At 49.8% G+C, this 20,739-nt stretch carries 17 protein-coding genes; 4 read left to right on the forward strand and 13 right to left on the reverse strand.

Annotated features, from left to right (window positions below; all coding sequences use genetic code 11):
* Positions 1–8: 8 nt before the first annotated feature.
* The 4 genes from KTH90_RS11005 to KTH90_RS11020 form a co-directional block, all read right to left on the reverse strand.
* Positions 9–653, reverse strand: a complete 645-nt coding sequence (locus KTH90_RS11005; protein WP_158352459.1) for a J domain-containing protein — start codon at positions 651–653, stop codon at positions 9–11.
* Positions 650–1,489, reverse strand: a complete 840-nt coding sequence (locus KTH90_RS11010; protein ID WP_158352460.1) for a DUF5685 family protein — start codon at positions 1,487–1,489, stop codon at positions 650–652. The genes KTH90_RS11005 and KTH90_RS11010 overlap by 4 nt, the downstream gene beginning before the upstream one ends.
* A gap of 2 nt (positions 1,490–1,491) precedes the next feature.
* Complete coding sequence (locus tag KTH90_RS11015; protein WP_158352461.1) at positions 1,492–1,887, reverse strand: zinc ribbon domain-containing protein; 396 nt, start codon at positions 1,885–1,887, stop codon at positions 1,492–1,494.
* A 464-nt stretch (positions 1,888–2,351) separates the two neighbouring features.
* The gene (locus tag KTH90_RS11020) at positions 2,352–2,954 is read right to left on the reverse strand and encodes a TetR/AcrR family transcriptional regulator (RefSeq protein ID WP_158352462.1); all 603 of its coding nucleotides are present in this window, start codon (positions 2,952–2,954) and stop codon (positions 2,352–2,354) included.
* A gap of 268 nt (positions 2,955–3,222) precedes the next feature.
* Here KTH90_RS11020 and KTH90_RS11025 point away from each other — a divergent pair, with 268 nt between their 5' ends.
* Positions 3,223–5,313 carry an efflux RND transporter permease subunit gene (locus KTH90_RS11025; protein WP_158352463.1) on the forward strand — a complete coding sequence of 697 codons (2,091 nt, stop codon included), beginning with the start codon at positions 3,223–3,225 and terminating at the stop codon, positions 5,311–5,313.
* A 1-nt stretch (position 5,314) separates the two neighbouring features.
* Complete coding sequence (locus tag KTH90_RS11030; RefSeq protein WP_238726794.1) at positions 5,315–7,579, forward strand: hypothetical protein; 2,265 nt, start codon at positions 5,315–5,317, stop codon at positions 7,577–7,579.
* Between the two features lie 210 nt (positions 7,580–7,789).
* Here the strand turns inward: KTH90_RS11030 and KTH90_RS11035 are convergent, their stop codons facing one another.
* From KTH90_RS11035 to KTH90_RS11070, 8 genes are all read right to left on the reverse strand, one after another.
* Positions 7,790–8,569 (reverse strand): sulfite exporter TauE/SafE family protein, encoded by a 780-nt coding sequence (locus KTH90_RS11035; RefSeq protein ID WP_158352465.1) that lies wholly within the window; start codon positions 8,567–8,569, stop codon positions 7,790–7,792.
* Positions 8,566–10,011 carry a sulfatase family protein gene (locus tag KTH90_RS11040; protein ID WP_158352466.1) on the reverse strand — a complete coding sequence of 482 codons (1,446 nt, stop codon included), beginning with the start codon at positions 10,009–10,011 and terminating at the stop codon, positions 8,566–8,568. The genes KTH90_RS11035 and KTH90_RS11040 overlap by 4 nt, the downstream gene beginning before the upstream one ends.
* 99 nt (positions 10,012–10,110) lie before the next feature.
* Positions 10,111–11,682, reverse strand: coding sequence for a sulfatase family protein (locus KTH90_RS11045; protein ID WP_158352467.1), 1,572 nt, complete (start codon positions 11,680–11,682; stop codon positions 10,111–10,113).
* A 13-nt stretch (positions 11,683–11,695) separates the two neighbouring features.
* A complete protein-coding gene (locus tag KTH90_RS11050) occupies positions 11,696–12,490 on the reverse strand; it encodes an ABC transporter ATP-binding protein (protein WP_158352468.1) in 795 nt (264 codons plus the stop codon).
* 99 nt (positions 12,491–12,589) lie between these two features.
* Positions 12,590–13,369, reverse strand: coding sequence for an ABC transporter ATP-binding protein (locus KTH90_RS11055; RefSeq protein WP_238726795.1), 780 nt, complete (start codon positions 13,367–13,369; stop codon positions 12,590–12,592).
* A complete protein-coding gene (locus KTH90_RS11060; protein ID WP_158352470.1) occupies positions 13,348–14,136 on the reverse strand; it encodes an ABC transporter permease in 789 nt (262 codons plus the stop codon). Before KTH90_RS11060 ends, KTH90_RS11055 begins: the two co-directional genes overlap by 22 nt.
* Positions 14,133–14,909, reverse strand: a complete 777-nt coding sequence (locus tag KTH90_RS11065; protein WP_158352471.1) for an ABC transporter permease — start codon at positions 14,907–14,909, stop codon at positions 14,133–14,135. The genes KTH90_RS11060 and KTH90_RS11065 overlap by 4 nt, the downstream gene beginning before the upstream one ends.
* 171 nt (positions 14,910–15,080) lie before the next feature.
* Positions 15,081–16,229 carry an ABC transporter substrate-binding protein gene (locus tag KTH90_RS11070; protein ID WP_158352472.1) on the reverse strand — a complete coding sequence of 383 codons (1,149 nt, stop codon included), beginning with the start codon at positions 16,227–16,229 and terminating at the stop codon, positions 15,081–15,083.
* Between the two features lie 297 nt (positions 16,230–16,526).
* Here KTH90_RS11070 and KTH90_RS11075 point away from each other — a divergent pair, with 297 nt between their 5' ends.
* Positions 16,527–18,320 (forward strand): sensor histidine kinase, encoded by a 1,794-nt coding sequence (locus tag KTH90_RS11075; protein ID WP_158352473.1) that lies wholly within the window; start codon positions 16,527–16,529, stop codon positions 18,318–18,320.
* Positions 18,321–18,347: 27 nt separating this feature from the next.
* Complete coding sequence (locus KTH90_RS11080) at positions 18,348–19,889, forward strand: response regulator (protein WP_238726796.1); 1,542 nt, start codon at positions 18,348–18,350, stop codon at positions 19,887–19,889.
* Positions 19,890–19,924: 35 nt separating this feature from the next.
* Here the strand turns inward: KTH90_RS11080 and KTH90_RS11085 are convergent, their stop codons facing one another.
* Entirely contained in the window at positions 19,925–20,632 is a 708-nt protein-coding gene (locus KTH90_RS11085; protein WP_158352475.1) for a helix-turn-helix domain-containing protein, read from the reverse strand.
* Positions 20,633–20,739 lie beyond the last annotated feature (107 nt).

Here is a 20,739-nt window from a genome sequence, read left to right on the forward strand (position 1 = left end):
CAGCGGGTTTAGTATGGTCTGCAAAAGCAGCAGTTGCAGAGCATATTACACAGCAAAAGCTGACAGCACAGATTATTCATTCCTGCTGCCGGCTGTCCGCCATAGGCTTTTCCCATAGTCCCATACCAACTTCCACCGGCCTCCAGCCTCTGCACCAGTAACTGATACTCCTGATTGGATGGCTCCATCGCGGCGGCCTGTCTGGCCATATCCATGGCGCGTATATTATTTCCCGTACCTGCGTTGGCAATCGCGCTGTAATAATACCATCTGGCATCCCGGCTGCGGATCCCCTCCAGCACATTCAGCGCTTCCTTATAATGTCCGGAATTGATATAATTAGCAGCGGCCTGCATTTCCACCGAAGCGGTATCCTGATAGCTTCCCTGCTGCCTGTTAAAACCACCGTTCCCGTAGAAACTTCCAAAACCGCCTCCGTAATTGCTTCCATAGGAAGAATAGCCATTTTCCCTATCTTTTATAATTGCATTATAGGCCTGCTGTACTTCTTTAAACTTCTCTTCGGCCTCTTTTTCTCCCGGCTTTCCGATATTCGCGTCCGGATGATATCTCCTGCTCAATCTACGGTATGCTTTCTTGATCTCTTCATCCGTAGCTGCAGGTGTGACACCCAGCACCTCATATGGATTCATCCCCCGATCCCCTCCTTCGCCCGTTTCTGTGTGATCTGGTCGAATTTCGTCCATACACCAGAATACAAGATATTCCGCAAGATGTCCACATGAAGCAGGATCGGAAGCTTCTCAAATTCCCTGCAGCAGTCCGCCATCATATAAGTCAGGATCGAGCGGCTCCATTCGTCAAAAGGTTCTTTCTCTTTCCAGAAAGAGAGAGGGTTATAACTCCCCTTCTTCTCATCCTTTTCCAGATCCTCGTAGGCATCCATCAGATAGATAAATTTGCCCAGGAAAAAACCCGTCTTCCGAAGGGTACCGCTCCACTCATCCTCCTGCATGACAAAGATCTCGCCCAGCATATTGCCGGTGAGCCCTGCGACCACATCCAGATCCGACTCACCCTTTTGCTGCGTCTGCCTTAACTCTTTTATATAACCAACCACGGCCCGAAACTGCCTGGGATACTGGCCAGCCAGTCTCTTTACCTTCTTCCTCAGCACAGCAGCTTCCGCCAGATACGCCGCATTTCTGTCATCCTCCCAGTGATCCAGATACTGAAAATAGGCCAGCAGCATTGTCATATCCGCAGCATATTCCACTGCCAGATTACTGCAGGCCTCCATCTTCCTGGTCGGGTGTAACGCGCAGAAGCGCTTGTCCACCTCTTCCGGCTGTTCATATAACCCAGTCAGCAGCATAGCCAAAAACGTCAGATCATAATTCAAAGCCAGCTGTCCGAACCTCCCGTACTTCGTCTTTAAACTGCGGCACATCCCGCAGTAAAAACTATGATAGGCCTGATAATCCCTGATCTTTAATTCCGGTGCATTAATGGTAATATATCCGAACATCCCTAGCTCCTCTTAACAAATTCCGTACCACACTTTGAACACCGGATACTGATCTTCCCTTTGCCCTTGGGAACCCGGATTTTCTGTTTACAGTTCGGGCAAGTATAGATATGATGCGTCTTTCTCTGAGCCGCATATGATTTCTGCCGGGCAAACCAGCCCTTCACCGGCCCGATCTTCTTCAAGTACCACTGATTTTCCGCATATCTCTTCTGCACGTTTCTGGAGAACATCCGGAAGTACGTGAGTATCAAAACAACCAGGGCCAGCAAATACCACGGTCCTCTCCTGAAAAACAGGCTGATCACCAAAAGTACCATCGCCAGCCCGATCATTAATTTTCCCAGCGCGTCCGCTCCGTAGCGTCCCGTCATAAACCTCTGAAACTTCTCCTTCATCTCTATACCATTCTCCTCTGCCGCATATTCTATCTGGTAACTTTAAACCCTCTTCTCCTGGAAGTCAATAAACCCCCCATTATATTTTTCTAAAAGTTTTGTGAATTATTTCTTTGCCACGGCTGCCAGGGAAGTTTCTGTGGGGCGGGGGCTTTTTGGGGAGCCCCGGGATGAGAGGGATGGGGCATGGGCTGGGGCGGCTGTGCTGCTGCTTAGTGAAATCCAGGCCGTAGATTCAGGATGCACGGCGGACTTCACGTCCGACGGGCAAGGGCCCCTGAACCGGAAACACATCATGTGTTTCTGGTGAATGAGCCCGGTTCCTGAATCTACGGCCTGGATTTCACTTAGCAGCAGCCAGCTTCCAGCCCTTGCCCGCCAAAGGACAGGCGCCCGCCCCGTCTCCCCCCAACCAGGAGCCTCCCCTTCTGTCCCCCAGAGGGCTTCCCGTCCCTAATAAAACTCTAATCCCCCCGGTTAGCATAAAGAATCGCCCGGATCGCCCTGTGGAGGTAAGGTTTGAATTCCCCGATGGTAACCGGGGAGGCTTCCAGGATCGTGGGGAAACAGGTAGCGCTGGTGAGCTCTACGATGGTGAAGAGCATGATGTCCGGATGATCGTAGTGATGGCTGTCGTTTTGTATCATTTCCATGAATTTGTCGTAGAAGATGCTGCCGCCTTCGTCCGCCGGCTGGCTCAGGGCCGTTTTGAATACGCCCCAGCTCAGGTTCTTGGCGATGAAATTCATCAGGGGCGGGTTTTTCGTTAATTGGTCTATAATAAAGTCCACGATGTAGATTACTTTGTCTTCGAAGTCGTTCAGGGCAGCTTTTTCCACTGATGCGCTGGCCATGCCGAACAGTTCGTTGGCTTTGTGGGTGATTAGCTTGTTCCGGATGTCGTATTTGTCTTTGAAATAAAGGTAAAAGGTCCCTTTGGCTACGCCGGCCCGGTCTACGATGTCGGAGACGGCGGTCTTGTTGATTCCTTTTGTCGTGAACAGCTCAAAGGCGGTGTGGAACAGGGCTTCTTTTTTTCTCTTTTTATTATCTTCCAGTTTCCCCATAGAAACGATACTCCTTTCGACTATTATTAAAGTCCAAAAATGACCGAAAGTCAATATTATTAAATTTTTATTAAGTTTTTAGCAGATTGTTGACTAATGGTCATTTTAGGTGTATAACAGACCTTGGGTTTCGAAATGACGTTTAGTCATTTTATTATATGAACAACGTCTCAAATGAGGATGCGTTGCATATAGTAAACATTAACGAAGATACGGGGTTGATGAATCCCGTAGAATGAGGGCTTAGAATAGTACGAGGAGGATTAGTATGATTAAGCTTGCCAAGAAGATCGTGAAACATAAGAAAATCATCGTCGCCCTGTATATGCTGCTGCTGATACCATCCGTGATCGGTATTGCGCACACCAGAGTCAACTATGATCTGCTCAGTTATCTGCCGGATAGTCTGGAGACGGTGGAGGGCCAGAACGTTATGGTGGACGAATTCGGGATGGGTGCTTTCTCCATGGTGATCGTGGAGGATATGCAGCCGAAGGACGTGGTGAAATTAAAGGAACAGATCGCTTCTGTGGAGCATGTCAAAGAAGTGATCTGGTACGATGATGTCATGGATATTACCGTTCCCATGGAGATGCTGCCGGAAGATATCCGGAACGCATTTAATAATGGGGATGCCACCATGATGATTGCTTTATTTGATAATACCACATCATCGGATGAGACGATGACCGCGATCAGCCAGATGCGGACCATCTGCGAACAGCAGTGTTTTATCAGCGGTATGAGCGGTGTCGTCACCGATATTAAGAATCTGTCGCTTCAGGAGATGCCCGTCTATGTGGTGATCGCTGCGCTGCTGTGTCTGGTTGTTCTGACACTGACGATGGAATCTTTCCTGATCCCGCTCATTTTCCTATTCAGTATCGGTGTGGCGATCCTTTATAACCTGGGCAGCAATGTGGTGATCGGAGAAATTTCCTATATTACGCAGGCGCTGACCGCTGTGCTGCAGCTGGGCGTTACGATGGATTATTCCATTTTCCTGCTGAACAGTTATGAGGATAATAAACTTCGGTTTCCAGGAGAAAAAGACAGGGCCATGGCACATGCCATTTCCAACACGTTCAAATCGATCACGGGCAGTTCCGTCACCACGATTGCCGGATTCGCCGCTCTTTGCTTTATGAGCTTTACACTGGGCCGGGATATCGGCGTGGTCATGATGAAGGGTGTGGTGATCGGAGTCCTTTGCTGTGTGACTTTGCTTCCGTGCCTGATTCTCCTGTTTGATAAGCTGATTGAAAAGACGCATCACAAACCGCTGATTCCGAATCTGGATAAGATCTCCGGTTTCATTACCAAGCATTACGCGGCGTTTATCCTGTTTTTCCTGGTACTGCTGCTGCCTTCCCTCTGGGGCAATAATCACGTGGGCGTTTATTATAATATCGACAAATCCCTTCCTCAGACACTGCCCAGCAATGTGGCGAACGCCAAACTGGAAGAGGATTTTAACATGAATAATATCCATATGGTCCTGCTGAAAAATGGCCTGACCAACAAGGAAAAAGATGATATGGTCAACCAGATCGATCAGGTAAAGGGTGTGAAATATACACTGGGAATGAATTCTCTGGTGGGGCCGGGGCTTCCGGATGAAATGATTCCTTCCGGCTTAAAAGACAAGATCATGAGCGATAACTATGAAATTATCTTCGTCTGCTCCGATTACAAGACCGCAACCGAGGAAGTGAATACGCAGATAACAGAAGTCGAGAAGATCGTAAAATCATTCAGTCCGGAATCCATGGTTGTGGGGGAAGCGCCTTTGACCAAGGATCTGGAGGATGTTACTTCTGTGGATTTCCGCAATGTCAACATCGCTTCCATCGCTGCCATTTTCCTGATTATCATGATCGTATTCAAATCGATCTCCCTGCCGGTGATCCTGGTGGCCGTGATTGAATTTGCCATCTGCATGAATATGGCGATCCCTTATTACATGGGCACTACGCTTCCCTTTGTGGCCAGCGTGGTAATCGGAACCATTCAGCTGGGAGCCACCGTGGATTACGCGATCCTGATGACCAGCCGTTACCAGAGGGAGCGGGGGCGGGGCAAGAGTAAAAAGGACGCCATCAGCATTGCCCATAAGACATCGATGAAGTCCATCATGATCAGCGGGTTCAGCTTCTTTGCGGCCACCTTCGGCGTGGGGCTTTACTCCAAAATCGATATGATCAGTTCCATCTGTACGCTGTTATCCAGGGGCGCCATTATCAGTATGATTATCGTAATCTGTGTACTGCCGTCCATGTTCATTATATTTGATAAAGTAATCTGTAAAACATCGATTGGCTTCCTGGCAAAAGAGCCGGAGAATGAAGGAGGAAAATGACATGAAAAGTATGAAAAAATACGCTGCTGCCGGTGCCGCTGTACTGCTCACCGGTGTCTTAACGGTCGGTTCAGCCATGTGGTCAGGCTCCAATTATCTCACCGCCGCCGAATCGGACCCGGATGACAAGGAAAAACTGGTGGATGCCATTGAAGAGGTGGGGACGAATACACAAGCTTCTTCCAGTGACGCAGAGTTGGCAAAGGAAGAGACCGTTTATGTAACTGCGGACGCGTCCGGGAATGTGACGAAGGTGATCGTCTCCGACTGGCTGAAGAATGCCGGCAGGGAGGCGTCACTTAGCGATGTGTCCGATCTGAAGGATATTGAAAATGTAAAAGGTGACGAGACCTTTACGCAGGATGGGAACCAGCTGACCTGGAAAACAGCAGGCGCCGACATTTACTATCAGGGAACCACTGACAAAGCGCTGCCGGTATCCATGGACATCCGCTATGAGTTGGACGGTAACCAGATCTCTCCCGCGGATCTCGTTGGAAAGAGCGGTAGTCTTTCCATGACCGTATCCTATACCGCCGCGGATCTTCCGTTTACCATGATTACCGCCATGATGCTGCCGGTGGAGCATTTTCAGAATGTAGCTTTGGATAACGGAAAAATCATTTCCGATGCCAAGACCGATATTGCCGTTGGCCTTGCTTTCCCTGGATTGCAGGACCGGCTGGACCTCGACAGCGAAGATCTGGAATTCCCCACCTCGTTTACGCTGACCGCCGATGTCACCGAATTTCAGATGGGGCCTACCATGACGATCGCCACCTGTGGCCTGTTAAATGACATGGACCTGGATGATTTTGAGGGAATGGATGACCTGAAGGATGCGCTAAATGATCTGTCGGATGCGTCAAAAGAGCTGGTGGATGGGACCGGCGATCTGAAGGAAGGCGTTGATACGCTGCAATCCAAGACCGGAGAATTCAAGGATGGAGTGAACACGCTGAATGATGGACTGAATCAGCTCCAGGATGGGACCGGCACCCTGAAAGACGGTGTGAACCAGTACACGGACGGGGCCGATACCCTGGCCGGTGGCGTGAATCAGTATGTGGACGGTGCTGACACCCTGGCCGCCGGCGCTTCCCAGTATGTGGACGGAACCACCCGGCTGGCCGGCGGAGTCACACAGTATGTAGACGGTGCTTGTACTTTGGGCACCGGTGTAAAACAGTATGTCGAGGGCAGCAAATCTGTGGCTGATGGTATCAATCAGCTGAATCAGGCGTTATCCGGATTGGATATCTCGAAGGAAGACTTAAATACTCTGAACACCCTGGTAACATTGGCCGGCGGTCTGGACGACGACACATTGAACCAGCTTCGGGGCATGTCCGGTTCGATCAACGCGGGTATAGACCAGTATAATGCTCAGTTACAGCAGACACTGGACAGCACTCTTTCCCAGAGCTTAAGCGCTAACTTGACACCTGCGATACTGGATTCCATCGATCCCTCCGGCTCTATGCCTCAGGAACAGAGAGACGCGCTGGCGGCCTCCATCGATTCCGGCATCGCGCAGACGGTAACCGGGACCTTGAACGCTGTATTCCAGTCGGACCCCGCTTCCCCGCTGAAAGGTGAAGTTGCAGCCGCTGGTAATTCTCTCAATGGGCTGGCTGATAATCTGGGTTCCATGAAGACCGGGATGGATACTGTAAAACCGCTGCTGGCACAGCTTCCTAATCTGCAGCAGCTCCCCGGAGTGGTTGGACAGATCAAAGGCGGAATGGATCAGTTATCCGAGAATAATGATAAATTGACACAGGGGGCCGACACCCTGCTTCAGAGCTCTCCGGATCTGAAAAACGGTGCCAAAGAGCTGACCGACAAAAGCGGCGACCTGAAAAACGGCGCATCCGCACTGACCAGTAAGAGCGGTGAATTAAAGAACGGCGCCAATACCCTCTCCGGTAAAAGCAAAGAACTGCGGGACGGCGCAGGCAGCCTGTCCTCCGCATCCGATCAGTTAAAGGACGGAGGGAATACGCTGAGTAAGGGAACCAACGCGCTGGTGGACGGTATCGGAACTCTGGCCAATGGTGCGAAGGATCTGAACAGCGGAATGAAAGAATTCGACGAGACCGGGATCCAGAAGTTAAAATCCACTTTTGATGACGATATCCAGGGACTGTTGGACCGGGTGGATGATATCAGTCAGGAGAGTAAGGCTTACAAGTCTTTCTCCGGAATCCGGGATGATATGAATGGCAGTGTAAAATTCATTCTAGAAACAGCAGAAATAAAATAGAGAGGGGACTGGCTTCTTCCGGCAGCGTAATAAAACGGTAAGAATCTAAGCGAGGAAGGTGCCTGTCCCCGGATGCCGGGCTCTGTATGTACCGCCGCCTCTGTTCATTTGACAGAGGCGGTACCGCACGAGCTGGCTTCCGGGGACAGGCACCTTCCTCTTCTGCTTTACTTCCTGCCCGGCTGCCCGCCGGAAGAAGCCAGTCCCCTCTCATATAAATTGGATAATATTGTAAATGTTAATGCCGACAATCACAAGCATTATTATAATAAACAGCTTTTCAACCGTCCGGTCCCGGATCGTCTTATTGATCCGGCCTCCCAGCATTCCGCCCAGAACCCCGCCCAGAACCATCACTCCCAGCGACAGCAGCGCAAATTCCGGAACCGTACCCGTACAAAGGGTATTCACCAGGCTGGCCGTCTGGGAGAACATTATGATATACAACGAGTTGGCTGCAGCGGTTTTCGTCTCCATAGAGAAGAAATAGTAGAGAACCACCAGATTAATCGGTCCACCGCCTATCCCCAGAAAAGACGACATAATCCCCAGAAGCAGCCCGATCGCAGCACACAGAGCGGCATTCGTCATATGTAACGTCCGGATTTTCTTTCTATTAACTGTGTACAGCAGCGCCGCTGCCGTAACAAGCATCAGGCAAACCGCCTGCACACAGCCCACGACATTCTCAGCTGCCTGCCGGCTGATCCATTGAAACATATATTTTCCGCACACGCCTCCGGCCGCGGCGCCGATGGCCAGCGGCGTAGAGATCCGGTAATCCATCCGGATCCGTCCGTTCCTTTTATTTTTCACCACAGAAATGACAGACATGGTCAGCACCGTACATCCGGAAAGAAAGCTGATCGACGCCACACTCATCACCTGGAAGGAGTCCAGCAGCGGCTTCATCAGCACACCGCCGCCGATCCCGCAGATCGAGCCGATGATAGAGGCCGCGAAACTCACGACCAGAAACAGCAGAGTCATTGTATTTCCATTCGAATATCCCGAATGACCTCCTTCATTTCCAATGGTTCAAAGCGGACATCCTGCGGATATTTCGGATAATTCCACTCCAGGCTTTTGATATCCCGCACTTTGACACCAAGCAGCCGCTTCAGCAGCTTCAGCGTCATTTCCTGCTGTATCGCGGTATACGCTGCGTTGCCGTACAGATTGTTTCGTTCCTTGGGGTCCGATGACAGATCGTACAGCTCGCACCGGTCGTCATAGTAAATCGTCAGTTTCAGGTTACCCTCCCGCAGCATAGCTCCGGGTCCGAAGGAGGTGGGAACATGGGGAGCCAGAAGCTTTAGTCCGGGTATCGCCTCCTTACAAGTCGGAGCGCCTCCTCCCGCTTCACACAGCACGCTGTCCCTGAACTCATCATAGTTCCCGGCGTCCAGAGCCATGCAGATCGATTTGCCCACCATGGTAGGCGGCACGTCCACGCCCAGCATATCGAACAGCGTAGGTGTAAGGTCTACTTCCTCCACCAGCCCGCCAAACCGGATACCGTGGTATCTGTCCGGGTGGTACAGGATCACCGGAATTCTGGTAAGGCAGTCATAGAATACCGGTATCTTATGGGTCATACCACGGTTCCCCAGCAATTCTCCATGGTCGGAGAAGAACAGCACCACCGTATTCTTAAGCAGACCGCTCTCTTTCAGATAATCCATCACCCGGCCCACGCTGTCATCCACATAGCGGACCTGCCCCATATAATGGGCGATGGCCTGCCGCATTTCTTTCTCCGAGCACAGATCCATCTCCGAATGTTTCCGCCAGACTTCATTGCGCACCGGCTCTGCGTCCTTATCGTAATCCTGGTATTCCTTTCCCACTTCCACCTGGTCGGGGTCAAACATGGTGTCGTATGGCGGGGGACAGGTGAACGCCGGATGCGGGTCCTGGTAATTAATCCAGGTAAAAAACGGCTGGTCCTTATTTTCCCGCATAAAACCGATGGCCTCATCGGTCAGCCGGCCCGTGATATTATAGGGATGGTCCTCATCTAATGTAAACGAAGAAAAGGAGTGCTCATACTTTTCATGCCCGTCGTAGTTTCCCAGGCAGATCTCATCCAGCCCATCCCAGAGTTTTTCCAGTTCGGAATAGAGAAACAGATGGTTCTTTCCGTACATACCGGTCCGATAGCCCTGGTCTTTGAGCTCACTCACCAGGTTCGGCACTTCGGAACTGATGGAGGACCAGTAGTTCCGGTGATTGTGTTCAGAAAAATAAGTGCTGGTGGCGAAGCTGATCCGGCTGGGCGCACACAGCGGAGCGGCACAGTAGCAGTTATCCAGGGTCACTCCCTGTTCGGAAAGCGCATCGATGTGTTTGGTTTGGATGCTTTCGTGGCCATAGCAGCTCAGATAATCCCGGCGCATCTGGTCGGGTGTTATGATCACCAGATTATACAAGTGAATTCCCTCCCTTTGTTCTCTAATAAATGTTTTCTTTGTTATTTGCTTATATCTCCCGCATGGAACATTCTCAGTCGTTCTTGAATATGGTTTCCCTTACATGGAACAAAAGTAGTTGTCTTTTGATACCTGGAAATCTTTGATATTTTTGGAGAATTCAAACTGATGAATCCGCATCAGGGGGCGATATGTCAAAGGAAAGGTTTTCATTTCCCCGTTTATCATGGACTGCTTAAGACCCGGACGGCTGCAGATCTCTTTTAATTTTGTCCGGAACTCATCTGCATCCCGGGTCCGGATAGAAATCAGATTCTCATATTCTTCCGGGTCTTCCTGGAGATCGAAGAGCTGTTCCAGACCCCCGTTAGATAGGAATATATATTTATATCGTCCTTCCCGGATCATGACTTTGAAGCGTTCTGTTCCAGGCCGGCCGTAGACACCGACGACAGCTTTTCTTTTCTCACCGCCCAGGATGTCCACACCGTCTTTCCCTTTCACATGTACTGTCAAACCGGCCGCCCTAAGAGCGATCGGATAAAGGTCTGCCAGATTAATCAGACTGTCATCCACAGTGTCCTGCGGCAGAACACCCGGCATGCTCAGCAGAAACGGGACCTTCGTGGATGCCTCAAAAAACGTCTCCTTCTGCCAGGCCCGGTGGTCTCCCATCTGATCCCCGTGATCCGAGAAGAAACAGATCAGCGTCCGGTCCGCATCCGGCCTGCGCTCGACCGCGTCCAAAATTCTGCCGATGCAGGCGTCTATGTAGCTGATCTCCCCGTAGTAGCGGGAGCGCAGATTCCTGGCCCAGGCATCGCCTATTTCATCTGCCCAGATCGCATAGTTCATGAACGTAATCTGCTCGTCCATCAGATCGATATTTTTATCTCCACGTATGGGATTTGGCATCCGGTCCGGGTTATACATCAGATGATAGGGAGCCGGCGGGGCACAGGGCGGATGGGGGCCTACAAAGGATACGAAACCAAAATACGGCCGCTCATCCTCTTTCTCTATCTCCTGAACCGCCAGGTCCGCGGTAAATCCTTCTACGGTTAATTCCTGCGGGAACGGACTCATCTGGGGGACGTAGTACATATTCGTGCGCTCTCCGTGGAGCTGGTCAATATGCGCGTATTCCGGATGCTCCCGCAGCATGAATCCCGCATAGGCATCCTTTTCCTTAATTTCAGGGGTCTCCCATAATTCTTCCGTATGTTTGTGTACTTCAAAGCCCAGATCCTCATAGCAATCCGGTTTGGTATGAAACTTGCCGATACCGAAGGTACGGTATCCCTGTTCAGACAGGGCGCGCGCCAGATAGGAGCCGCACCGCTCCTCGATCGCTTCCGGCTGGCCATCCATGGGAACCGGATTTTCATTGGAATAACAGCCGGTTTTCTCCGGTTCACAGCCGGTCATCACTGTATAGCGCGCTGCCACGCAGACCGGACAGGTGGAGTAGGCTTGTGTATAAGCCACTCCCCTGGCCGCCAGACGGTCCAGGTTGGGCGTCTGTATCGTATCATTTCCCAGCGCGTGTATGCAGTCGTAGCGGAACTGGTCGCACATCAGATACAAAATATTATACCTTTTGGAGCAGCAATGCTGCGCCCCCGTCCCCGGGGCATGTGTTAAGGAATTTTGTAAAGTATACTTATCCAAATTTACACCTCTTTTACCACCACTTAATCAGCTCGGTCACTTCATTTCTCAGATTGATAAAATCCTCTGAAGATATCTTTCTGGGTCTGGGCAGGTTATTTATTATCTCTTTTTTTACTTTGGTGGGCTTGTTGGTCAATACCAGAATCCGATCACTTAAGTAAACGGCTTCCTCGATATTATGTGTGATGAAGATGACCGTGGTTCCGGTCTCCTGCCACAGATTCAGCAGCTCGTCTTCCAGCTTGTATTTCAGCTGCAGATCCAGCTGTCCGTATGGCTCGTCCATCAGCAGCAGCTTGGGCTCCACCGCGAAGCCGCGGGCGATGACTACACGCTGCAGCATACTGGCGGAGAGCTGGCGGGGATAGAATTTACGGTACGCGTCCAGCCCTACCATTTTTATTACTTTTTCCACCCGTTCGTTCTGCAGCTCTTTGGGGTAGCCTTTCACTTTCAGGCCAAACCGGATATTTTCCTCTACGTTCAGCCATTCCATCGTGGAGTATTCCTGGAAAATATATGCCAGGTCGTGTTTTTGAGGGTCGATCTCCTCGCCCTCGAACAGGATCTTCCCTTCGTCGGCTTTGTACAGCCTGGTCAGGCTGTTCAGGAAGGTCGTCTTGCCGCAGCCGGTGGGGCCGACGATGCAGAGGAATTCACCTTTTTTTACATCAAATGAGATATCATTTAAAACCAGAAGGTCTCCGAATTTTTTGGTCAGGTGGTCCACATTTAGTATGGCTTCCGACTGTATACTTTTCGGTTGTGTGATTCCCGTTTGTGCAATTGCTTGTGCTTGTCCCATATTTTCCTCCAGTGACGCATGAACTGCGTCTTTCATTCAGGTATGGATGGACATTTTGTCCAGCCTTTTCTCCAGTAGCGCTTTACTGCGCCGTTTCCTTTACAGGTCCATTTCATCCATTTCTGAAGTGATCAGCTCCCGCAGCTTAAGGAACTCGGGAGATACATAGCTTCTGGGCCTGGGCAGATCCACGATATATTCTTTTTTCACAGTGGCCGGGCAGTTCGTCAGCAGAATGATCCGGTCTGCCAGATAGATGGCTTCCTCTATGTTGTTGGTCACGAACACCACCGTCCGTTTTTCTGTGGAGCAGATGCGTTCGATCTCTTCCTCCATCAGATACCGGGTCTGGGCATCCAGATGCCCGAAGGGTTCATCCATCAGGATCACGGAAGGATCGTTGCAGTAGGCTCTGGCGATGCCGACACGCTGGCACATACCGCCGGAGAGCTTGACCGGGTAGCTTTTTTCAAAGCCTTTTAATCCCACCAGATCGATATAATACTGCGCCCGTTCCCGGCGTTTGGATTTCTTCACGCCGGCCATCTTCAGGCCGAATTCTACATTTCCCATAACGGTCAGCCAGGGGAACAGCGCCGTGGTCTGATAGACCATGCCCCGCTCCGGTCCCGGCGCGGTAACCTGTTTACCGTTTACGTTTACTTTTCCGTTTGTGGTCTGTTCCAGGCCCGCCATCAGGTTTAACAGGGTTGTTTTACCGCACTGTCCCGGGCCGAAGATGACGACAAATTCATTTTCTTTGATATTCAGATTGATATCTTTTACCACTTCGTGGGAGGTCTCAAACTCCCCAAATATTTTTCCGATGTGGTCACAGCGGACCACACAGTCATTTTCTAATTTCCTCGTATTTTCCATGAGCATAACCTCTTTTCCGCATATCTCATCAGCGTTGCCAGGATCAGGCCGATCAGGCCGATTGCCAGCATTCCCACCAGGATCTGGGTCGTATTGCCGGAGTTCATGCCTCCGGTGATCAGATAACCGACCCCTTCCTGTGCACAGACCATTTCCGCAGCCAGCACCGCCATCCAGCTGGTCGATAAGGATACCTGGAGGCCGGCGAAGATATAGGGCACGGAGGCCGGTAACACGATATGTACAAAGATCTGTCTGCGGTTCGCGCCCAGCATCTGTGCAGCGCCGATCAGCTGTTTGTCCACATCCCGGGCGCCTGCATAGGTATTTAATAATACATTGGCAAAGCCTCCCATGAATATTATGAAGTATTTCGTGGTCTCACCGATTCCAAACCAGAGGATCGCCATAGGGATCCAGGCTACACCAGGGATGGGACGGATCAGGTTGAAGATCGGTTTTACAATGGCGTCGATAACCGGGATACGTCCCATGGCGATTCCCAGGACCACGCCTACGACGGCGCCGGATACAAAACCTACGAATACCCGGTAAAGGCTGAATACCGCGTGCTGCACCAGTGTATACTGGCCGATGGGTACGGTTAAGGACTCCACAAATTTTTGAAATACAGGGATGGGCTTGGGGAACATTTTCCCTAAGGTGGTCCCGGATACAGCCAGCTGCCAGACCAGCAGAAGCAGACATACGGACAGCATGGCGAACAGAATCGTAGATACTTTATCTCTCACTTGTTGTTTACTCATGGCCGCCTCCCCTTTACATATCTGTTTTCCAGGAAGTCCAGGATCGTGGAGAGGATCAGTCCCACCACGCCGATCACCAGCATTCCCATGACGATGATATCCGCTCTTCCGATGGTACGGGCCACCTGGATCATATAGCCCAGCCCGTTGTTGGAGGCCAGCAGTTCCGCTGCCACCAGGGTCATCCAGGAGATTCCAAGGGCTGTCTTAAGTCCGGTGAAGATAACCGGAAGCGCCGTGGGAATCGCTACCATGAACAGCATTTGGGTCCTGGTGCCTCCAAAGGTCTGGCCGACCCACATGTGCACCGGATTCACCTGTTTGATTCCCGTGTAGGAGTTGATCACGCAGGGGATCAGGGCGCCTACAAAGATAACGGCGACTTTGGCCCAGAAGCCGATACCCAAGACCAAAATCATGATCGGAATCCAGCCGATGGGCGGGATCGGACGCAGCAAATCGAAGATCGGTTTCACCAGCTTGTCCACCGAGCTATACCAGGCCATGGCGATACCCAGAGGTATACCGACCACCGCCGCAGTCAAAAAGGAAGCCATGGACACCTTTAAGCTGGACAGAACGTGTACCGGCAGTGTGGAACCGTCGGGGCTCGAGGCCGTAAGCTTCGTGATAAAACAGTTCAGTACCTTGACCGGACTGGGAAGAACATAGGCTGGCAGCAGCTGCAGCACGTCCGTGATGATCTCCCAGAACGCCAGGAATACAAAAACAGAAGCAAGCGAGATTAATTTATACTTGGTTTTTGTTCTCATACCTTCACTCCTCAGCTAAACTTTGCGAAAAAAAATACCGGATGGGGACATGTCCAAATCGATTTGGGACATGTCCATTCCAGTCGGGGACATGTCCATTTCAGTTTGGGACATGTCCATTTCAGTCGGGACATGTCCCAAACCGGTTTGGACATGTCCCCCTTTTGACAGTTATTTCATGGATTCCAGGGCCGCTTTCATCAACTCGGGTTTTACGTTGTCAACCACCGTCTGTACCTGGGAGGAATCCAGCTTATCGATCATGACCATGAATTCCGCATAGTTTTTCTCGTAGACTCCCATCTCGATCTCTCTGGCTTTCTCGGAGGTGATCAGGGGCTTTAAGTCGCATTCTGCCTTGGCGCTTTCTTCGGTTACTTCGTTGGCATTGTCGGCATACCATTTCATTGTATATTCCACTTTTTTGTCGGGATCAGCTTCCAGTGCGTCATTCGCCATATAGACCAGTTTCAGGAAGGTCTGGATTTCCTCCTTTTTGCTCTCGTACGCGGACTTGGAAGCGACGATCTCTTCGTAGTTGGGGGTATCCAGATTAATCAGGTCCGCTGCTTTCACCCAGCCCTGTTCCGGAGCGTCGTAGCAATAGGGTGATACCAGCACGACCGCATCGGCCTGGCCCGCTAAGAATGCCTGATAGCCGGCTGCGTATTCCATGTTTACAAGCTCCACGTCTTCTTCCTGCACTCCTACGGCTTCCAGCCATTTTACCGCGCACAGCTGGGAGGTGGTTCCGGTGGCCATGATGATCTTGGCTCCCTTTACGGTCTCAGGGCTTCCCAGAACATCCGGGTATGTGGGGTTGTAACCTTTTACTTGGGCGATGGGGCTGTCCGGTCTGACATAGAGTTCATTTCCGCCGGTTCCGTCGATATGGCTGCCCACAACTTTCGCGTCATAGTTGGCTACACCGAATACGAACGCGCCGCCAGTCATGGATACATCCCACAGGTCTGCGGAAAGGGCTTCGTTCTGGGTAGCTCCGTTGGAGAACAGGATCGGCTCGATCTTGATTCCATTTTGTTCATCTAACTTCTGATCCAGGATGTAGGCCATCTGCATACCGTTATAGTAAGGCTGGACTGCTACCCGCAAAGGTTTCAGATCACCGGAAGCCTGATCCGCGGAAGCGTCCTCAGCGTCCTGGCTGCCGGATGCGTCTGCGGTCTCTTTGGCACCTTCCGATGCGGCGGCCGGTGTGGTCTGTCCGGAGTCTGATGATGGCTTCAGGCTGCATCCGGTAAATACGGCAGCTGACATCGCGACTGCCAGGGTTAGAGCTAATAATTTCCTCTTTCTCATGAAACTTTCCTCCTCGTACCTTGTAATTTAAATGTTTTCTTTTCCTGTACGTCTTCTGCGTACGTTGTAAATTCATTATAGCTTCTGCAGCCTCCTGTGTAATGAAACCTGGCTGACCACTTTTCTCCCGATTACCATTAATTCTGATTGGCATTTTCTAATATATTACTATTTGTACAAATTAATTAACACTATTCTGACATTTTTCTACAAATTTGACTCTCTTTTCCGTCAATGTTATAATTTTTAACAGTAATTTTCACAACTACTCAAACGCAGGCTTCTGACAGGTGATGTATGAAAATATTTAAAATATTAAAGAAAAATTTTCAGTTAAAGCAGGTTTTATTATTTAGTTTCTTGTTTTTAGTTTTTCTCTCTACCTTTTTAATGGTAGTTTTTTCCTATAGTATCTATTCCAAAAATATAACCAAACAGCTGGCCTCCTCCAGGGTGGATGTGCTGGAACAGATCTCGGAACGGACCAGCTCCATCCTTCAGACGGTGAATGTAGTCAGTAACTTCTATTATTATAATCTGCCATTTAACCGGTCTGATCTTGATTATACCCGAGAACTGTCCGCAGAGGAACAGCTCAATATTATCCATTCCATGGATACCCTGGACGGCATTCTGCAGAAGACCATCGACGCCACCAACATTGACTTTTATTATACAATAGCGCTGAATAACGGTTTCACCTATTCCACTGATGGATATCCGTCCGGGCGCACGATTGATATGTATCAGAAGAAACTGTGGTACGCGGATATTATCGCTGCCAAAGGGCAGCCGGTTCTGATCTCCACGCATCGGAATTTCTCAGAGAAGCCGCAGTATGTATTTTCCATGGCATATTCGATTCTGAATCAGGATACCGGCGAACAGCTGGGCATCTTCCTGTTAAATGTCAAAGAGTCAAATCTGTCGGCTACCTACGAGAGCCTGATCAATAACAACAATTCCATCTATATCATAGATCAGAAGGGAACCATCATCTCGCACAACAACAAGGACATGCTGTCCATCAATTTTTATAATATGGACCGCTTTGGTAAAATTTTCGGAGACACCAGCTTCCAGATCATAGATAAGAATAAGGAAAAGTTCCTGTTTTCAAAATGCGAGAACTCCACGCTTGGCTGGGTAATGATCGAGGAAATCCCGCTGGAAGTGGTCCTAAGACCGCTGGCATCCATTCAGTATATCGTAATTATCTTCGGGTTTGTGGTATTTATGGTAATTATTACGCTCTCTTACTATCTGTCCAGTAAAATCGTAAAACCGCTGTCCAACCTGTGCCAGCAGCTGGAAAAGGTGGGAAGCGATGAGGCGCCGGAGAATTTTAATGTCCGGGGCTGGGCTGAAATTAACACGATCTCTGATGAGTGTAATTATATGCTGGGCCGGATTAACATGCTGGTGGAGGACATCAAGCTGAAAGAGGAGTCCAAACGCCAGGTGGAATTGCAGGCCATGCTGGCCCAGATGAATCCGCATTTTATCTATAATACACTTTTTTCGGTCAAATGCATGGTGGATATGGGACAAAAGGACCGGGCGCTGGGCGTCATTGACGCATTTACGGTGATATTAAAAAATACCATGTCCTATACCAACAAATTTATGCTTTTGTCGGACGAGCTGAATTTTCTGGAAAATTATATCACGCTTCAGAAATACCGGTATGGGGATATATTTGATTTTATCACAGATGTGCCGGAACAATTCTGTTCCCTGCGGATCCTGCGGATGATGCTGCAGCCTCTGATCGAGAATTCCATCTTCCACGGCTTCTCTGATATCGGATACCGGGGACAGATTACACTCAGCATCTGCCCGCAGGGGGACGACCTTCAGATTACGCTTATCGATAACGGAATCGGAATGAATGCAGAGCAGTTAAACAGGCTGTGGGACGGGGATCTGGTACCCAGTAATCAGCATTCGAACCTGATCGGGATCCGAAATATATCAGACCGGCTGCTGCTTCACTTCGGTCCTTCTTACGGGATTACCATCGACAGCCAAGAGGGCTGCGGCACCCGGATAAGGATCCTGCATCCCAGGATTGAGAACGAAGCTACCTGACTCTTAATGCAACAGGGGGGAATTCCTATGTTAAAGGTTATGATTGTAGATGATGAACTGCCGATCCGGGAGTGGATCGAATATGTAATCCGGGAGACCGGACTTCCGGTGGAAATCGTCGGAATCGCGGCGAACGGCCGGGATGCCCTGGAATGTTTCCGGCAGCACGGACCGCAGCTGGTGTTCACGGATATCAAGATGCCCATGATGGACGGGATCGAACTACTGCGGCAGATCAAGCTAGTGGTGCCGCGAACAATGGTTGTCATGCTGACCAGCCACAATGATTTTGAATATGCCAGGGATTCTCTGAACTATAATGCGGACCAGTTTATCCTGAAGACGGAGATCACCAAAGAAAGCCTCCGGGAAATCATCTCCGGGTGTATGAAAAAAGCCGGCGAACAGCCAGTTGCGGTTCCCGTCCCCAAAGCGGCTTCCGGGGATTTTATCCGCTTCACCCCCGGTGAATTAAATCAATGGATCGCCCAGGAAGGTCTGGCGGTCCCTTCGGGCCCTTATTTTATCCTGACCTATGAGGCTGCCCCGGAGCTTGGTCCCCTGTCCGTGAAGCTGGGGGAACGGTGCTTTGAATCTTTCTCCCTGGTTATCCGGGAGCACGAATGGAAACAGGGCTACCATGCAGCTGTCTTCTATCTGCCCGCTTCCTCCAGCCGCCTGTATCTGTACGATGTGTTTGAAAAGGTCACCGGCCAGATGTCGAACCTGCTTCAGCGTCCCATTGGTACTTCTGGTCCGGTAACCGGAGACCTGGAATTCGCCGAGGAGTTGTCTGTCAGCCTGCTCCTGCACAATATGCGCTTCTATATGGAGGATGACACAAAAAAGAATCCACTTGTCCCAGATCCGCCTGTCCCTCCGGTTTATCAGGCCAATGCGAAAGCCTACCACATCTGGCAGGATACGCTGCAGAAAAGTTTCCAGGAGATTATCTATGAGATATCTTCCCAGCGCTTTCACGAAGCGCAGAGTAAGATCAAACTGCTCCTTTCCTACCTGGAAACCGAACATCCGCCGCAGATCTACCAGATCCGGAAAATATTTCGGGAAATCATTAATAATTATAAGCTGATCGCGCTGGGACAGGGCTTTGCCAATACGGAAAAGCTATGCCATGCCGCTATCTCCAAATTAAAAAACGCCGATAACTTCCGGGAATTTAAAGAACATATTTACTCGTTCCTGTCAGGCAGCACCATCAGTTTTCTGAATACGTATTCCGGATATTCTGACTATGTGAAAACCGCTATTATCCGGGTTCGGAAAGATTATGCGGTAATTGAGAAGATTTCTGATATCACAGACGTTTTGAACATTAACCAGGAATATTTTTGCCGATTGTTTAAAAATGAAGTGGGGATTTCTTTTAATAAATATCTGACTAACTACAGACTGAAAATCGCGGAGGAGCTTCTGAAGAATACCGACCGGAAGGTCTCGGATATCGCCCGTCAGGTCGGGTACCAGAATCTGAGCTATTTTTCCAAGATTTTTAAAGAGAAGTATGATACGAACCCATATAAATATCGGGCCTGGGATAAGGAATAAGGGACGCACCGGCCCAGTAAGGATAGTACTCTTTTTTACCACATTACATATTGTCTGGGTGTTTTCCCGTAAAACCGTTTAAACTCCCTGATAAAGTGGGAGGCATTGCAATACCCGAGAATATCAGCGGTTTCATTTACGGACAGGCGGTCATGAGTGAGGAGTGTCAGGGCTTCTCTCATTTTCTCACGCCGCACATACTCCTTAGGACTCATTCCCAGTTCCTGTTGGAAAAGGGCCGCGAGATATTTGGGGTTGCAGCCGGTAAACTTTGCCGCCCCTTCCACTGTACAGCTGCCATAGAGATTAGCATTGATATAGCGTATCGCTTTCGCCACCGGATAGGGATATTTTTGCTGCTGCGCTTCATCTACCAATTCCCGGAAGCGGCTCAGAATTTCTTTCAGAAGCACCTGCAATTCCGCTTCTGTCTTTTGCTTTTCTACCTCATTGATAAAAAAATCACTCATGGAAAAACTGATTTCAGAGTCAGCCCCATTTCGTATGGATGAACGGCTGATCACCGTAATCAGACAGATGAGTGTGTTTTTCACCGCCCGTATCCGGCCGGGGGCAAGAACATCCGCATAGGTGTCTATACGCAGGATGTCCTCGAGAGAACTGTCTCCACGTCCCTTCAGATAAAAATCCGACAACTCGCGTTCTATGGAAAAAGAATGGTGGCGGTAACCGCTGAGGATAGATTCCCGGATAAATTGATTCATTTCTTTTTTTTGCGACATAATTATATTACCTTTATACTATTTTAATGAGATTTATACAATAATAGTAACAAAACCGATGATAAAATTCAATTACAAAAGGTAATCATGTACACATTATCCAAATA

It is taken from the genome of Diplocloster modestus (assembly GCF_019042245.1).
In the GTDB taxonomy this organism is placed as follows: Bacteria; Bacillota; Clostridia; order Lachnospirales; family Lachnospiraceae; genus Diplocloster; species Diplocloster modestus.

What these genes read in the sequence shown, in the direction of transcription:
- KTH90_RS11005 (WP_158352459.1), bottom strand. Translation starts at nt 653, where the DNA reads ATGAATCCATATGAGGTGCTGGGTGTCACACCTGCAGCTACGGATGAA.
- KTH90_RS11010 (WP_158352460.1), bottom strand. Translation starts at nt 1,489, where the DNA reads ATGTTCGGATATATTACCATTAATGCACCGGAATTAAAGATCAGGGAT.
- KTH90_RS11015 (WP_158352461.1), bottom strand. Translation starts at nt 1,887, where the DNA reads ATGAAGGAGAAGTTTCAGAGGTTTATGACGGGACGCTACGGAGCGGAC.
- KTH90_RS11020 (WP_158352462.1), bottom strand. Translation starts at nt 2,954, where the DNA reads ATGGGGAAACTGGAAGATAATAAAAAGAGAAAAAAAGAAGCCCTGTTC.
- KTH90_RS11025 (WP_158352463.1), top strand. Translation starts at nt 3,223, where the DNA reads ATGATTAAGCTTGCCAAGAAGATCGTGAAACATAAGAAAATCATCGTC.
- KTH90_RS11030 (WP_238726794.1), top strand. Translation starts at nt 5,315, where the DNA reads ATGAAAAGTATGAAAAAATACGCTGCTGCCGGTGCCGCTGTACTGCTC.
- KTH90_RS11035 (WP_158352465.1), bottom strand. Translation starts at nt 8,569, where the DNA reads ATGACTCTGCTGTTTCTGGTCGTGAGTTTCGCGGCCTCTATCATCGGC.
- KTH90_RS11050 (WP_158352468.1), bottom strand. Translation starts at nt 12,490, where the DNA reads ATGGGACAAGCACAAGCAATTGCACAAACGGGAATCACACAACCGAAA.
- KTH90_RS11055 (WP_238726795.1), bottom strand. Translation starts at nt 13,369, where the DNA reads ATGGAAAATACGAGGAAATTAGAAAATGACTGTGTGGTCCGCTGTGAC.
- KTH90_RS11060 (WP_158352470.1), bottom strand. Translation starts at nt 14,136, where the DNA reads ATGAGTAAACAACAAGTGAGAGATAAAGTATCTACGATTCTGTTCGCC.
- KTH90_RS11065 (WP_158352471.1), bottom strand. Translation starts at nt 14,909, where the DNA reads ATGAGAACAAAAACCAAGTATAAATTAATCTCGCTTGCTTCTGTTTTT.
- KTH90_RS11070 (WP_158352472.1), bottom strand. Translation starts at nt 16,229, where the DNA reads ATGAGAAAGAGGAAATTATTAGCTCTAACCCTGGCAGTCGCGATGTCA.
- KTH90_RS11075 (WP_158352473.1), top strand. Translation starts at nt 16,527, where the DNA reads ATGAAAATATTTAAAATATTAAAGAAAAATTTTCAGTTAAAGCAGGTT.
- KTH90_RS11080 (WP_238726796.1), top strand. Translation starts at nt 18,348, where the DNA reads ATGTTAAAGGTTATGATTGTAGATGATGAACTGCCGATCCGGGAGTGG.
- KTH90_RS11085 (WP_158352475.1), bottom strand. Translation starts at nt 20,632, where the DNA reads ATGTCGCAAAAAAAAGAAATGAATCAATTTATCCGGGAATCTATCCTC.